10 protein-coding genes are annotated in these 14,956 nt (G+C 57.9%); 6 read left to right on the top strand and 4 right to left on the bottom strand.

All coding sequences use genetic code 11. The features are described from left to right. Nucleotides 1-345: 345 nt before the first annotated feature. Both trpS and FMM72_RS10575 read right to left on the bottom strand, forming a co-directional pair. On the bottom strand, nucleotides 346-1,392 hold the full coding sequence (gene trpS / locus FMM72_RS10580; RefSeq protein ID WP_160210909.1) for a tryptophan--tRNA ligase: 1,047 nt from the start codon (nucleotides 1,390-1,392) through the stop codon (nucleotides 346-348). Between the two features lie 10 nt (nucleotides 1,393-1,402). Further along, nucleotides 1,403-2,596, bottom strand: coding sequence for a PLP-dependent aminotransferase family protein (locus tag FMM72_RS10575; RefSeq protein ID WP_162221405.1), 1,194 nt, complete (start codon nucleotides 2,594-2,596; stop codon nucleotides 1,403-1,405). A gap of 348 nt (nucleotides 2,597-2,944) precedes the next feature. Between FMM72_RS10575 and FMM72_RS10570 the strand changes: the two genes are divergently transcribed. Both FMM72_RS10570 and FMM72_RS10565 read left to right on the top strand, forming a co-directional pair. Beyond that, entirely contained in the window at nucleotides 2,945-5,278 is a 2,334-nt protein-coding gene (locus FMM72_RS10570) for a SpoIIE family protein phosphatase (protein ID WP_162221404.1), read from the top strand. Between the two features lie 177 nt (nucleotides 5,279-5,455). Next, nucleotides 5,456-6,067, top strand: a complete 612-nt coding sequence (locus FMM72_RS10565) for a hypothetical protein (RefSeq protein WP_162221403.1) — start codon at nucleotides 5,456-5,458, stop codon at nucleotides 6,065-6,067. A gap of 115 nt (nucleotides 6,068-6,182) precedes the next feature. Here FMM72_RS10565 and FMM72_RS10560 read toward each other — a convergent pair whose 3' ends face one another. Together FMM72_RS10560 and FMM72_RS10555 are read right to left on the bottom strand one after the other, a co-directional pair. Further along, nucleotides 6,183-6,968, bottom strand: coding sequence for a hypothetical protein (locus tag FMM72_RS10560; protein WP_160210902.1), 786 nt, complete (start codon nucleotides 6,966-6,968; stop codon nucleotides 6,183-6,185). Nucleotides 6,969-7,033: 65 nt separating this feature from the next. Next, nucleotides 7,034-7,906 carry a DNA-3-methyladenine glycosylase family protein gene (locus FMM72_RS10555; protein ID WP_243157785.1) on the bottom strand — a complete coding sequence of 291 codons (873 nt, stop codon included), beginning with the start codon at nucleotides 7,904-7,906 and terminating at the stop codon, nucleotides 7,034-7,036. 535 nt (nucleotides 7,907-8,441) lie between these two features. Between FMM72_RS10555 and FMM72_RS10550 the strand changes: the two genes are divergently transcribed. From FMM72_RS10550 to FMM72_RS10535, 4 genes are all read left to right on the top strand, one after another. Further along, nucleotides 8,442-8,708 carry a hypothetical protein gene (locus tag FMM72_RS10550; protein ID WP_160210903.1) on the top strand — a complete coding sequence of 89 codons (267 nt, stop codon included), beginning with the start codon at nucleotides 8,442-8,444 and terminating at the stop codon, nucleotides 8,706-8,708. A 211-nt stretch (nucleotides 8,709-8,919) separates the two neighbouring features. Beyond that, the gene (gene rlmB, locus FMM72_RS10545) at nucleotides 8,920-9,690 is read left to right on the top strand and encodes a 23S rRNA (guanosine(2251)-2'-O)-methyltransferase RlmB (RefSeq protein WP_162221402.1); all 771 of its coding nucleotides are present in this window, start codon (nucleotides 8,920-8,922) and stop codon (nucleotides 9,688-9,690) included. Between the two features lie 39 nt (nucleotides 9,691-9,729). Next, entirely contained in the window at nucleotides 9,730-12,558 is a 2,829-nt protein-coding gene (locus FMM72_RS10540) for a hypothetical protein (protein WP_162221401.1), read from the top strand. 314 nt (nucleotides 12,559-12,872) lie between these two features. Beyond that, nucleotides 12,873-14,951: an elongation factor G gene (locus FMM72_RS10535; RefSeq protein WP_160210906.1), complete on the top strand. Its 2,079-nt coding sequence runs from the start codon at nucleotides 12,873-12,875 to the stop codon at nucleotides 14,949-14,951. Nucleotides 14,952-14,956: the final 5 nt, after the last annotated feature.

Here is a 14,956-nt window from a genome sequence, read left to right as displayed (position 1 = left end):
TCGCCGGCAATGCCAGTAGCACGAAAATCAGACATGCTCCGGACTGCATGTTAAGAAGCTGTATTCACAGCCGCCAAGCGCTGTCCGGACGGGCCTTTTGCTCACGCTCCGTTAAATTTTTTTGCAGGCGGGCTGCAGCCCGCCTGCAAGAAAAATTGCCTTGCTCGGGTACAAAATTCCTCGCCTGCCCGGCATCCTCCGGTCGTGAATACAGCTTTTAAAAACCGGCGGCGCCGATGTAAAGCGGCGCCGCCGGTTTTGGTATCCGTTCGATTCCGCTGCAAGCGGTAAATCTATATGGCCGCGGGCACGCCTGCTTTCAAACAGACCCTGGCGGGGGCCTTTTCAGGAGCGCCGGACGGGTGGGAACAGGTCGGTTGGGAATCCAATCTTTTTATAAACCTTTTCAAGCGTGCGGTACGAAACAGAGAACGCGCGCTGCGCGCCCTGCGTATAACATGCTTCGAGATAAGCGCGGTCCTTCATATACTGGTCGTATCGTTCGCGCACAGGACGCAGCATTTCCACGACCGCTTCTCCGACCGCAAGCTTGAAGTCGCCGTAGCCGCGCCCGGAGAACTCCGCCTCAATTGCGGGGAAATCACGGCCGGTCGCAACGCTGTAAATCGCCATCAGGTTATTGATACCGTCCTTGCCCTCCTGGTAAGCGATCTCCGCCCCGGAATCCGTCACCGCCGATTTGAATTTCTTGACGATCGTTTCCGGCTTATCAAGGATGGAAATATACGCCTTGGGGTTGTCATCGCTTTTACTCATCTTTTTGGTCGGATCGGACAGGGACATAACCTTTGCGGCCAGCTTGGGGTAATATCCGTCGGGGATTGCGAACACATTGCCGTAGATGCCGTTAAAACGCTGCGCGATGTTGCGCGCAAGCTCCAGATGCTGCTTTTGATCGATGCCGACGGGGACAAGATCCGTCTGATACAGCAGGATGTCGGCGGCCATCAGCACAGGGTAAGTGAACAGGCCGGCGTTGATGTTTTCCGGGTGCTTGACGCTTTTGTCCTTGAACTGCGTCATGCGCGACAGCTCCCCGAACTGCGTGTAGCACGACAGCACCCAGGAAAGTTCCGCGTGCGTGCGCACATGGCTTTGAATAAACAGGATTGATTTTTCTGGATCGATGCCGCACGCCATGAGCAGCGCCAGAGCGGAAATCGTATTGTCGCGCAGCGCCTTCGGCTCCTGGCGGATGGTCATCGCGTGCATGTTGACGATTGAATAGACGCAATCGTATTCGTCCTGAAGCTCCACCCAATTCCTGACCGCGCCAAGATAATTGCCGAGCGTAAAGGTGCCTGTCGGCTGAATGCCTGAAAAAATGCGTTTCTTACGCACGGGAGCCGATAGGATATTGTTTTCTTCCATCATTATCACCTCAGTTATATAATTCACGTGTCAGCTTGCCCAGGCGCTTGCAGCCCTCAACGATCGCTTCGTCTGTCGGCGTGGAAAAGTTCATGCGAAAGCTTCGGCACGGATCGCTTTCATTGGCCAGGAACGCGACGCCGGGCACAACCGCAACCTTTTGCGCGACCGCGCGGCTGCAAAAATCGAGCATATCGGCCCCGTCGGGCAGGGTGCACCAGAGGAACAGGCCGCCGTCCGGAGTTGTGTGCGTCACGCAGGACGCAAATTCACGGTCGATGCATTCGAGCATCAGGCCGCACTTGCGGCGATAGATGCCGCGCAGGCGCTCCAGATGCGCCGAAAGGTCGCAGGTGGCCAGCCATCGTTCGCAGACCATCTGGGCGAGCATATTCGTGTGGACATCGGCGCACTGCTTGCCGACTGTCATTTTGGCGATCACAGCCTTGGGCGCGAGCACAAAGCCGACGCGCATACCCGGCGCGAGAATCTTGGAGAAGCTGCCGACATAGATGACGGCGCCGTCCGTATCCATCGATTTGATCGGCGCGACTGGCTCGCCCGCAAAACGCAGGTCGCCGTATGGGTTATCCTCCAGCACCATGACGCCGTGTTCGCGGCAGACGCGCAGAATCTCGCGGCGTTTTTCGGCGCTTGTAGTGATACCGGTCGGGTTCTGGAAATTCGGGATTGTATAAAGCAGCTTGACGTTCTGGTTTTTGATGATCGCCTGTTCGAGCTTTGCGGTGTTCAGCCCGTCGCTTTCCATGCCGACGCCGACAAGGTTGCAGTTGTAGGAACGAAAACAGTTCAGACTTCCGATGAAAGACGGATCCTCGCACAGGACGGTATCGCCCTCGTTGACAAACGCCTTGGCCGCCAGATCCATACCCTGCTGCGCGCCGGAGATCACGATAAGATCGTCGTCGGGGCTGGCCGGGATAGCGTAATGTGTCTGAACCATGCGTTTGAGCGCCTCGCGCAGGGGGGCGTACCCTTCGGTGATTGAATATTGCAGCGCGTCGATAGGGGCCTCGGCGAGGATTTCACCGGCGATACGGCGCACATCCTCGACGGGGAACGCGTCGGGCGCGGGATTGCCAGCGGAAAAGGCGATCACTTCCGGGTCGGAGGACGCTTTGAGAATCTCACGAACCAGCGATGGCTTGAGCGTGGCCATGCGGTCGGAAAATTGATAGTTCATGATGGGTCCGTCCTTTCAAGATGGTGAGCTCTGCGCTTTAACGCGCGAAATTCTAAGCCTTATTCTATCATAAGGCGCATGTGTTTTCAATGGCGGAATACGCCGCGTCGTTAAAAAGTGGGGGCGCTGTACCTGTGAACCGATATAAAATGGTTCGGCGGACGTTCTGGTTCGGAGGTATCCGCCTGATTTGTAGGCATATGCGCAAAAAAAGAGCGGCGCGGCCGCTCTTTTTTATTGATTCGCATAAATCGACAGCATGTTTCGACCGGTTATGCAGAACTCAATATTTACAATAGATTATACAACAAGGATAACTTGCTAGTATATGAAAAACAGGTGAAGGCTATGCAGAACAGGACAGCGGCGGGTCTTTCCATCGGTGCGCGGGCCAGGCAGACGGTGCGCGCGCATCAGCTGGCGGCGGGATATTTCGCCTACGCTGCGACAGGATTTGTCGCGGCCAATGCGTTTGTGCTCGGGGGGCTTGCGCCGTTTGGCATTGCCTTCGCCGCCTCAGCCAAGCCGCGTTATTACGCCGGCGCGACGCTTGGCGCGACGCTCGGCTATCTGATGTCGTTTCATATCATGACCAACGTCAAGTATATCGTTGCGATGGCGCTGCTGTTCGGGCTGCGCGTCATGCTAGGCTCCGGGACGCTGACGCGCTTTTGTGCGCGCGTTTCCGGGCAGGCTCTGACCGCTGTATCGCTTGGTTTGCCGTCGCTTGCAATTACATTTGTGAGCGGCGGGAGCGTTTACGACGCGTCGCTTTCCGTAGCGGAGGTTCTGCTCGCGTGCTGCGCGTCCTACTTTTTCACACGCACCGCCCAGGCGCTTGAGCTTGGCATTGAGAATATGCGTCAGACTGATGTGACCTCGCTTGTCATCACCTTCGGCATTGCTGTGCTGGCGCTTGTGAACCTGCGTGTGCTTGGCGTCTCCATCGGCCGCGTGCTGGCTGTGCTTGTGATTTTGCTGGCGGCGCAGGCGGCCCGTGAGGCCGGCGGCGCGATCGCCGGCGTAGCGGCGGGTGTTGCGGCGGGCGTTGTAGGCGGAAATTATACATTCTTAATGGGTACCTACGGCCTTGGCGGGCTGCTTGCCGGCGTGTTCGCGCCGGTGGGGCGCGCGGCGAGCGCGGGCGCGTTCATCGTCGTCAACCTGTTCGCGCTGCTTGCTTCCCGCCGTATGTTCGACCACTATCTGTTGATAGAAATTTTTATTGCAAGCCTGATTTCGATTCTGATTCCGCAGGGTGCGCTGCGCCGCCTGAAAAGCGTGCGCGAGGGACAGGGCGGCGCGGTGCAGGGCGACGCTTATAAGGCGATGCTGACAAATCGCATCGACCACGTAGCGGGGGCGCTGCGCGATGTGGCTGAGACAACGCGCCAGGTCAATGAACGCCTGTCCGGTATGGTAAACGGCGATCTGTCGTCCGTCTATCACTGCACCGCTGACCGCGTCTGCCGCAAATGCCGTGGAAACGCCACCTGCTGGCAGCTTCGCTACACCGATACAAGCGACGTTTTTAATAACGCGCTCTCTGAGCTGCGGCGTGGCGGAGAATTGACGGAGAACAATTTCCCGCAGTATTTTGCCAAGACCTGCCCGCGCGTCAAGGAACTTGCCGCACAGATGAACCGGCTGTTTGAGGAATACGCCGCGAGGGAAAGCGTGCGGCGCAAGGTGGCGCAGGTGCGCGGCGTAGTAACGGACCAGTTCGAAGGGATGGCGCTGATGGTCGACGCGATGGGCCGTGACCTGGACGAACTGGCCACACAGGATACAGCGGCTGCCGGAAAGGTGCGCGAATACCTTCAGTCGCTTACAATATTTCCGGATCTTGTAACCTGTACAATTGACGGCGGTGCGAATATGACTGTTGAAGTGACCATTCCAACCTATAAGCTGTCACGGCTCGATATGGCGGAGCTGACGGTGGCGCTGTCCGATATCTGCGGGCGCGATTTCGACCTGCCCGCGACACACAGCCGCTCTGAGTGCGCCGCCACAACACTTACCTTTGCTGAAAAAGCGGCCTATACGATCAAATGGGGGGCGACGCAGCTCGGTAACTCTGAATCAAAGCTCTGCGGCGACAGCTTCTGTTATGTGGACGGCCAAAACGGGCGCGTCAACGTCATCCTGTCGGACGGTATGGGCAGCGGCGGCGCGGCGGCTGTCGATTCGACGATGACTGCCGAATTGCTGCGCAGGCTGATTGAAGCGGGCGTCAGCCTCGACGCGGCGCTCAAGCTTGTCAACTCGGCATTGCTGGTCAAATCGGGCGACGAATCGCTTTCGACGATCGATATTGTTGGCGTTGACCTGTATACCGGCTGCGTTGATTTTTATAAGGCAGGCGCCGCGCCGACCTTTTTGCGCAAATCGGGACGCGGCGGCTATGTCGAGTCAAACTCGCTGCCGGTTGGCATTCTCGGCGGCGTGACATTTGAGAAGAACACCGTCACCCTGCGCGAGGGCGACCTTGTGGTCATGGTGTCGGACGGCGCGCTTGCCGGCGGGTTTGAATGGCTCGTGTCGGATCTGGAACATTATGCGGGCGACGATCCGAAAGAGCTGAGCGAGCAGCTCGCCGCGGAGTCGAAGCGCCGCCGCAGCGATGGCCATGAGGACGATATCACCGTGATTGTACTGATGCTGGAGCGCGGCGTTTGAATGAAAAGCGAAATTTTGTGTGAAGAAGCCTTGAGAATTTCCAAAATATACAGTATAATATGTGTAGGGAAACCGCCGCAAAGCGGCGGACTGTGCATGTTACACCGCAGCCGAAACCGGCTTGTCGCTGTGGCGTAATGAGATCAGAAAATGGTACTCTGAAGGAGTGTGCATACGATGGGAATCGGATTGTACGGCTGGCAGCAGCCGGCGGCATATGCGCCGGCTCAGTATGGGTTGCGCAGGGACGTCGGGACGCAGCCCGCGCAGGCGGCTGAACCAGCCTCAGCGGCCGCGGCGCCGCAGGAAAATCCTGCGCAGACACTTGGGATTACCGCGCCGCCGCCATTGGATCGCGAAGGGACCGCCCCGGTGGAGCTGGCGGTGCGCGGCCGGTTCCGCTATCCTGATATTGAGGAGGAAACCGGAAAATCCCCGCAGGAAACAATGGAGGAGGCGGAATGCCAGACCTGCAAGGAGCGCAAATATCAGGACGGTTCCAACGATCCGGGCGTGTCCTTTAAGACGCCGACCAACATCTCGCCCGAGCGGGCCGCGTCCGCCGTGCGCGGACATGAGATGGAGCATGTCGTCCGTGAACAGGCCAAGGCCCAGCGTGAAGGGCGTAAAGTGGTTTCGCAGACGGTGACGATCCACACAGGGATCTGCCCGGAGTGCGGCGATGTTTATGTTTCAGGCGGTACGACCCGCACAACCACGGCGAAAGCCGCAAAGGCGGAACAGCCGCAGACAGAAGCAGAGGAGCGGGCACGTGATAAAACACCCTGACCTGTGTAAAAAACGGGGTGCTGCCATATCGGGCGCGGCGTTGCCGGCAGCCCCAAAGAATGAAAATGAAAAAGCGCCCGGCCTTTTTGGCCGGGCGCTTTCTGTATAACGGGCTTTACTGATAGTTTCCCGCTTCAAGCAGGACAATGAACCGTTCCTTGGGCGGGAGCAGGGCGACGCGCTTGCCCTTCGACTTTTCTGTGTCCACGGCTTCAACGGTCACGCGCGTCGGCGCGCATGCGTTGGAGCGGACGAACCCCTCCTCAAATGAGGAAATTTTGCCGATGTTGGAAACCCAGATGCCCTCGAGCCCGCTTGACAGGTAGGAGTCATACTCCGGCTCGCGGTTGTTGCCAAAGTCGTCAACAAAGGTGTATACGCCTGCGTCTCCGGCGCCGGTCCGCTTTTGCAGCTCGCCGACAAATTCCGGCGAAGTGACGCGGGAGAGCGCGGGATAATAGGATTTGAACTCCATTTTGCTGATCTTTTGCGATTTCAAATTTTCATAGTGTGTTTCAAACTTATAAAGGCGCGCCTTTTTTTCTGTAGCGATCAGGCGCCAGGATTCGGCCACGCCGTCGCTTACAATATTTGTCATGTTGAGCGTCACGGAGGTCACAGAGCCCGCGCCCGTCATCTTGACCTCGCTGCCGAGGACACAGATATTGGAAGCGTCCTTCTGCCCCATGATTTCAAGGATTTTGTTCATATTTGCCTTTTCCAGCACATTGGCCGCCGTTGCGTCCTTGATGGTGGTTGTATTGAGCGCGGCGCGGATCGCCTGCACCCCCTTGGAGACGCCGAACAGCAGGGCGGCCGCAAGCGCAAGCCCGCAAAGGATCACAAGAAAAAAGCGCCGTTTATATTTAGGCTTCATGCGCCGGAACTGCGCGTAGGTCATTGACAATCACCGCCCGTTTCCCCAAACAGAATCATATCTCTATTATAAAGAATCCTCGAAATATGTCAATCGGCTGCTGCTGCCCGGTCGAGAAAGCCCGGGTCGGTACGCGCGCAATGAAAGAGGTACTGCTGTGCGATACCCCCGTATCCATATGTACAGGCGGGCATACCGCCAGGGTAGAGGCGGTCCAGTACGCGCCGCATCCATACGTCGACAGGTACGCATTCAACGCGGCCGCAGCCATAAAGCAGCGTGCACGCAGCCACCTTGACGCCGACGCCCGTGATACGTGTGAGCATGGCCTGCGCCTCGTCGAGCGGGAGCGTGCCGAGCGATTCGAGGTCGACTTCGCCGGAAGCAACGCGGCGCGCCGCATCGATAAGATAGCGCGCACGAAAGCCGGCGCGCAGCGGCGCGAGCGCGTCGGGCGTAAGCGCGGCGATGGCTTCGGGCGTTGGAAAGGCGTTCCAGCCGCCGCCAAGCGGCCGGCCGAACACCGCGCACATGCGCTCGATAATGCCGGTAATGCGGGGAATATGGTTGTTTTGGCTGATGATGAAGGTGCACAACGCCTCCCAGGGCTGCTGGCGCAGCACGCGGATGCCGGGGGCCTTTGTGACGGCTTCGGCCAGCGCGGGGTCGGTGCAAAAGCGGTTTTTGAGCATACCATAGTCGCGGTCGAGATCGAAATAACCGCGCCAAACCTCGTCAAAATCCTCCGCGCCCTGACAGGAGACGACAATTTTTCCGTTCGTCTGTGCAATCTGACATACTTTTTCAAACGCAGCGCCAATAAAGGTGTTTTGATCCAGTTGCTTCCAACGAAAGGCTTGCCCGCAAAGCAGCGTCTGCGGCAGGCTGAAATCGGGCGATTCATCGAGAACTGTGTCGCATGGAAGGGATAATTTGTCGCATTGAGTCATAACAGGGGTCATAATGCGCTCCTTTTTGTAAATGTGATAGCCTTTCCAGTATAACAGGGCACAGTGACGAAAGAAAGATGGAAATTATAAAAATTTCGAGCATCCTGTATAAAAATCGATACGAGGGAATTTTCCCCAATCTACAAGCAGTATTCATTATTTTTCACATTCTGGAGGCTTGTTTACATTGGTTGAAAGCCTGTCTGCCAGAAGAGCGCATAACAATGCGGAGTTTTCCCCATTTTCCACAGAGTTTTCCACACAAGGGAAAACAAAGCATGTGGAGAACTGATTTTCGTATTACGTTGTGTATAAATGCGTTCCAATTCGGGGCGTATTTTTTTTGTGCAATCTGGCAGTTGACAAGGGAATATTTGACCGCACGGCGACCAAAATAGAAAAGCGAAATGCGTCACGCCGTCCCGGCCGCGCGGGGGCGAGCGGAAAAGGATTCTGTTGGCGGACAAAGCGGCAATGCCTGTCAAGGCGCAGTTTTACCGGCAGATCCGAAAGATCAATCCAATCAGGCGCGGGCAAGGGGGATTTTATGGTGCTCAAAGGAGTCAGCCAAAAAGTAATTGAGGTTGTGCACACGGACAACCGCTATTTTGAAAAAGCTATCCTGTTTTTGCGGCCAAACGCGCAGGAAGGTGACAAGACGCAATTGCGCGCGAAGGCGGGGGAATATCTTTCACAGATCGATTACAGCCCGCGCGAGGCGGCGCCACGCAGGCTTACTTTGGCGGAAGCGGTCAAGTTTGGCCTTGCAGCGCTCGGCGGAGCGGCGGTGGCGTGCTTGTTTTTTCTGTTGTAATGGCCTGCACCTTTCCAGGGGATTCGCCTGTATAGCGGGCGTCAAAGGGGCGCGGCCAGCCTGTTTTCGATGAATTTTATTAAAATATGTCAAAAATCGTGCGGAACGTATGGCATCCTGTATGCGGCTATGTTATAATAAGCTATGTATAAAACAGGATGTATAACCGCCGGGGGTGGCTCCGGCCGGCAAAACGGTCAGGAGGCTATTAATGGGAAATTCAAACCCGAAGCGTGATCTGGAGGAAGGGCTTGTACTTGGCCGCAACGCGGTCATCGAGCTGCTCAAGGGTCCGCGTGAAGTGGAGTGCATTTACATCTGCGATGACGTTCCCGCGCGCGGCCAGCCGATTTCGCGTATTGTCGCTATGGCTAAAGAGGCGCGTATCCCGGTCAAGCGCGTCGATGTGCGCAGGCTCGACACGCTTGCCAATGGGCTGAACCATCAGGGTGTGGCCGCACAGGCTGCGGCGTTCCATTACTGTACAGTGGAGGATCTTTTTGCCCGTGCAGCAGCGCGCGGCGAACCGCCGCTGCTGATCATCGCCGATTCGATCGAGGACCCGCACAACCTGGGCGCCATTATCCGCACAGCCGAGGCCGCCGGCGCGCACGGACTGATCATCCCCAAGCGCGGCGGCGCGGGGCTTACGGCGATCGTGGGCCGCACGAGTGCGGGCGCCGTCGAGCATCTGCCCGTGACGCGCGTGACGAATCTCGTCAGCACAATCAAGGAGCTGAAGGCGCGCGGCGTTTGGATTTACGGTGCGGACGCGTCGGGCGCGCGGTGGGATCAGACAGATCTGACCAGCGCGGCGGCGCTTGTAGTCGGTTCGGAGGGGTTCGGCCTGTCGCGCTTGGTCCGTGAAAGCTGCGATGTGCTGCTGTCGCTGCCGATGCGCGGCGAGGTAAACTCCCTCAACGCGTCGGTTGCCGCAGGCATCCTGATGTACGAAGTTGTCCGCCAGCGGACAAAGAAATAGAGAGAACGTTATCCGGAGCAATAAAGAGAGGAATCGCACATGCCGCAAGATTACGATGTAAACGATATCCTGGAGGAAATCCGCAGGAAAAAACAGCGCGAGGCAGCGACGCCACGCGATACATATACAGATGCGCATCCGACAGCGCCAGGCCGTGCGCCGCGTGGACGCGCCCATGAAAGCGCTGCTCATGCGCGTCCGTCCATACAGAATGACAGCCTGGCTCCACCGGTGCAGCGGCATGCGGAAACACAGACGAACCGCCCGGCTGCGCGCGAGCATTATTATGATCAACCTGCGCAGCGGCGTGCAGCACGGGAACGATATTATGATTCGCACGTCCAGCGCCGCGTAGCCCGCAGCCCGTATGAGGAGCCACCAGTCCAGCGCCGCACAGCCCGCGACCCGCATGAGGAGCCGCCGGTCCAGCGCCGCACAGCCCGCGACCCGCATGAGGAGCCGCCAGTACAGCGCCGCACAGCCCACGGCTCATATGAGGAGCCGCCGGTCCAGCGCCGCACAGCCCGCGACCCGCATGAGGAGCCGCCAGTCCAGCGCCGCACAGCCCACGACCCATATGAGGAGCCGCCAGTACAGCGCCGCACAGCCCACGGCCCATATGAGGAGCCGCCGGTCCAGCATCGCGCGGCCCGCGACCTGTATGAGGAGCCGCCTGTATATGACGGTGAACAACCGCCGTATGAGGATGCGGGCGGATTTTCGTTTGACACGGGCGATGCGGATGATGTCCGCGATCCGTTTGCGGGCGAGACGCTCGACGAGACGATGCGGCGCGTGCGCGGAGAGGCGCCGGCCCAGCCGGACGGCCTGTTTGGCGCGCCGGAGGACGAGGATTTACCGTTGTGGGATGATCTGACGGACAGCGGGGAGCCGGAGCCGCCGGAGGACGGTGCGTTTGAGTTTGGCGCGCGTCAGGAGGCGCCGGTTCAGCCGCGCGGCGCGCAGCACCGGCGTGACCGCCGTCCATCGTTTGAAGCGGACACACGGTCGATTGGGATAGATGATTCGGCGCAGCTTGCCGAATCACGCTGGAAACGTTCCTATGACGAGCAGGCACTGCTGGAGGATGAGGATCCGGACGACGAATTTGCGTCGCCGGAAGATGCGCCGGAGGTCGCCGCCGATCTGAAATCGGTACGCGTCGGGCTTGGCGTCAAACAGTTCTTTACGTTTGTTTTCGCTTTTATTTCGATTTATTTGACAGTGTCGCTGCGTGCGGCGCCAGCGCTTGAAAAGATCGGCGTCAAGGACGGTCTGCTCCCGCTTCCGCCCGCGCTCGCGCCTGAAAACAACATGCGGCTTTTTTTGATCGCAAACATTGCGGTTGTGGCGCTCGCGGCTCTGTTCTGCTGCAATGTGGTGGGCGGCGGCATTTCGGCGCTCTGCCGTCTGCGTGCGAACAGCGATTCGCCAGCCGCGCTGGCCGTGCTGGCTGTGCTGGTGCAGGGGATTGTGCTGGCAGTACTGCCGGGGTCGGTAACGGCGTATGAGCAGATCAGCCTCTATTTCCCTGTGGCGGTTGTCGCGCTGTTTTTTGCGCTCGCCGGCAAACGAATAGCGGTGCGCCGTGTGGAACGCGATTTTGCCACCCTGATGGACGATCAGGATAAATTTGCGCTCGTGCGCATCCGTGACCGCGAGCTTGCACGTGAATTCGCGCGCGGGCTGCCGCCGGATACGGATGGCGTGGCGTGCAGCGCCAAGGTCGATTTTCTGACAGGCTTTTTAAACAGAAGCTATTCGCAGGATTACAGTCTGGCGTTTACAAGCATCGCCGTGCCAATCTGCCTGCTCGGCAGCATCGTGGTCGCGGTCGTGACGTTCTTTATGGCCGACCGCGCCCTTCCGGTCGCGGTATCGGCTTTTGCCGCTGTTCTGTGCGTTTGCGCACCCCTGTCCAGCGCGATTGTACCGAACCTGATGCAGAATAAGATGTCCAAGAAGCTCGCACGTCAGGGGGCGTTGCTGGCAGGATACGTTTCAGCCGAGGAGTATACCGATACAGATGCTGTTGTGATCAGCGACAGGGATCTGTTCCCGACTGACAGCGTGATGCTGCATGGAATGAAGGTGTTCGCTGAAAAACGCATCGACGAGGCGATTCTTGATGCGGCAAGCGTGATCCTATCATGCGGCGGCATTTTATCGGGTGTGTTTATCAATATGGTCGGCAATAACAAGCGAATGCTGCGCGCTGTTGATAACCTTATTTATGAGGACGGCATGGGGCTTTCCGCCTGGGTGGATGGAAAGCGCGTGTTGATCGGTACGCAGGAATTGATGCGGATGCACGACATTGACTGTCCCTCGCACGATTTTGAGGCGCGTTATGCGCGCGACGGCCGTCAGGTGCTCTATATTGCCAATTCAGGCGAGCTGTCGGCCATGTTCGTTGTGAGCTACAATGCGTCGCCGGATATCATGGACGCAATGGCGGGGCTGGCGCGCAGAGGCACGTCGCTGATCATCTACACGACCAACCCCAATGTGACGCCGGAGCTGATCGCGTCGGTGTTCTCCTATAAGCGTACACAGGTGCATATTCTTCCTATGAAGATGCATCCCGAATACGCCTGGCTGACGAAGGACCGCCCGCGCGTCGCGGCCGGCGGCCTGCACACGGGCGGCGTGCCTGGCGTGTTGGCCCTGCTTGACGCGTCGGCGGCCGTCAAGAATTCCGTGATGAGCGGGACGGTTATACAGTTGATCGGGACAATTGTCGGGTATGGGCTTGTCGCGTTTATGTCGTTTACAAATTCACTCAAACTGGCGTCATATGCCATGCTGCTGCTGTTCGGCCTGGCCTGGCTGGTGGTTACGTCGGTTGTTTCGCTGCTGCGGCGATGATGCAAAAAAAGGAGCCGGTTTTGCAAATTGCAAAACCGGCTCCTTTTTTAAAGCATCTGTTGTGCAATACATACAAATTAGCAAAGATTATTTATACAGCGCATGTAGACAGGAATCCCTTGCGAAGTTTTTCAATAGATTATATAATATTAATATAATGCTGTGGGGGCGAAAGGTCGTCTCTTGGCGATTATGACGAATGCGTTGCAGTTGAGGATCATCCTATTCAGAAGCTCCCGCCTGTCCCTTCGCGCGGCGGGGCGGCGCGTTCATTATATTTTTTGCCGGTGCGAAGCGGCGGAATGGAGCAAGGTATGAGACAGTATTTAGCAGGTAAAATCCGGAACGTTGCAATTGCCGGCCACGGCAGCAGCGGCAAGACCTCGCTGGCGGAGGCGCTGCTGTTCAAGGCCGGAGCCGCCGATAGATTGGGTAAGGTCGCGGACGGCAATACCGTGTGTGATTTCGACGCGGAGGAAATCCGCCGCAAGGTGTCGGTCTCAAGCGCGGTCGCCCCGTTCGCATGGGGCAGCGTCAAGATCAATTTGATCGACACGCCGGGACTGTTCGACTTTGCCGCTGGCATGTATGAGGGCGTTCGGCCGGCGGAAAGCGTTCTGATCGTTGTTTCGGCGCGTTCGGGTGTGACCGTCGGCGCGCAGAAGGCATATAAGCTTGCCGACTCGATGGGCAAATCGAAGATGTTTTTTGTCAACAAAATGGATGCGGAGCACGCCGATTTCTACAAGGTGCTCGAGGATCTCAAGACATCGTTCGGCCCGTCGATTTGCCCGCTCGTCGTCCCGGTTGTGGAGGATCATAAGGTTCAGTGCTATATCAACCTTGTTGACAACAAGGCCTATAAATATAATGAAAAGGGCGAGCCGGCCGAGGTTGCGATGCCTGATATCGCGCACCGCTTCGAGGGCCTGATCGGCGCGATCAGCGAGGCTGTCGCCGAGACGGACGAGGCGCTGTTTGAGAAATTCTTTTCCGGCGAGCAGTTCACACGCGACGAGATCATCAAGGGCATCCACAACGGCGTGCACACCGGTGCAATCACGCCGGTGCTGTGCGGCTCGGCCGCGACGCTCGAGGGTATCGATATGCTGCTCGATTCCCTTGTCGATCACCTGCCTTCCGCCTGGGAGGCGGGGTCGGAGACGGCCAAGGACGACTCCGGCGAAGCGGTGGAAATCGCATGCACTGACGAGGCGCCGCTCGCCGCGTATATCTTTAAGACCGTCGCCGATCCGTTTGTCGGCAAGCTGAGCTACTTCAAGGTCGTTTCCGGAAAGCTGTCGGGCGAGGTGACGCCTGTGAACTCGCGCACCGGCGAGCAGGAGCGCCTTGGAAAGCTGATTTACATGACTGGTAAAAAGCAGGAGGACACCGCGTTTATCACAGCCGGCGACATCGGCGCCGTCACAAAGCTGTCGGGCGCCGTCACAGGCGATACGCTGTGCGATCCGAAGAAGGTCGTTTCGTTCGAGCGCGTCCAGTTCCCGGAGCCGTGTCTGTCGATGGCCGTCAAGGTCAAGAACAAAGGCGACGAGGGCAAGGTCGCTCAGGGGATGCAGCGGCTGATCGAGGAGGACCCGTCGATCGGTTTTGAGCAGAACGCTGAGACGCACCAGCAGGTGATTTCCGGCCTTGGCGAGCAGCATCTGGATGTAATCGTTTCGAAGCTGAAATCCAAGTTCGGCGTCGATATCGGGCTGACCAAGCCGCGCGTCGCTTACCGTGAGACGATCCGCAAGCCGGTCAAGGTGCAGGGCAAGCATAAGAAGCAGTCGGGTGGCCACGGCCAGTATGGCGACGTGTGGATCGAGTTCTCGCCGTATGACGGTGAAGGGTTGCTGTTCGAGGAGAACGTATTCGGCGGCTCCGTGCCGAAAAACTTCTTCCCGGCGGTTGAAAAGGGCCTCCAGGATTGCGTTAAACATGGTATCCTGGCGGGATATCCAATGGTCGGCCTGAAAGCGGTGCTCGTCGACGGTTCGTACCACCCGGTTGATTCGTCGGAAATGGCGTTTAAGACGGCCGCATCGCTCGCATATAAGGCTGCGATGCCGCAGGCGTCGCCCGCGCTGCTTGAACCGATCGGAAACCTCAAAGTTTATGTGCCGGATTCGAACACCGGTGATATCATCAGCGAGCTGAATAAGCGCCGCGGCCGCGTACTCGGCATGAACCCGGATGAGGAAGGGATGCAGGTCATCGAGGGCGAGGTGCCTATGAGCGAAATGGGGGATTTTGCTACGGTCCTGCGCTCGACAACACAGGGACGCGGCAGCTTTACCCTGAAATTTGAGCGTTATGAGCTGCTGCCCAGCCAGCTTGAAGCTGCTGTTATTGAAGAAGCAAAGAAGATGAACGAGGAAGAAGCATAATCGTT

Source organism: Anaerotruncus colihominis (assembly GCF_010206195.1).
Lineage (GTDB): Bacteria > Bacillota > Clostridia > Oscillospirales > Ruminococcaceae > Anaerotruncus > Anaerotruncus colihominis_A.
This window is presented reverse-complemented; position numbering and strand designations above follow the sequence as displayed.

Excerpts from the sequence above, each read along its gene's own strand:
- FMM72_RS10550 (WP_160210903.1), top strand. The coding sequence starts at position 8,442 with ATGGTGCTCAAAGGAGTCAGCCAAAAAGTAATTGAGGTTGTGCACACG.
- trpS (WP_160210909.1), bottom strand. The coding sequence starts at position 1,392 with ATGGAAGAAAACAATATCCTATCGGCTCCCGTGCGTAAGAAACGCATT.
- FMM72_RS10540 (WP_162221401.1), top strand. The coding sequence starts at position 9,730 with ATGCCGCAAGATTACGATGTAAACGATATCCTGGAGGAAATCCGCAGG.
- FMM72_RS10535 (WP_160210906.1), top strand. The coding sequence starts at position 12,873 with ATGAGACAGTATTTAGCAGGTAAAATCCGGAACGTTGCAATTGCCGGC.
- rlmB (WP_162221402.1), top strand. The coding sequence starts at position 8,920 with ATGGGAAATTCAAACCCGAAGCGTGATCTGGAGGAAGGGCTTGTACTT.
- FMM72_RS10575 (WP_162221405.1), bottom strand. The coding sequence starts at position 2,596 with ATGAACTATCAATTTTCCGACCGCATGGCCACGCTCAAGCCATCGCTG.
- FMM72_RS10555 (WP_243157785.1), bottom strand. The coding sequence starts at position 7,906 with ATGACCCCTGTTATGACTCAATGCGACAAATTATCCCTTCCATGCGAC.
- FMM72_RS10560 (WP_160210902.1), bottom strand. The coding sequence starts at position 6,968 with ATGACCTACGCGCAGTTCCGGCGCATGAAGCCTAAATATAAACGGCGC.
- FMM72_RS10570 (WP_162221404.1), top strand. The coding sequence starts at position 2,945 with ATGCAGAACAGGACAGCGGCGGGTCTTTCCATCGGTGCGCGGGCCAGG.
- FMM72_RS10565 (WP_162221403.1), top strand. The coding sequence starts at position 5,456 with ATGGGAATCGGATTGTACGGCTGGCAGCAGCCGGCGGCATATGCGCCG.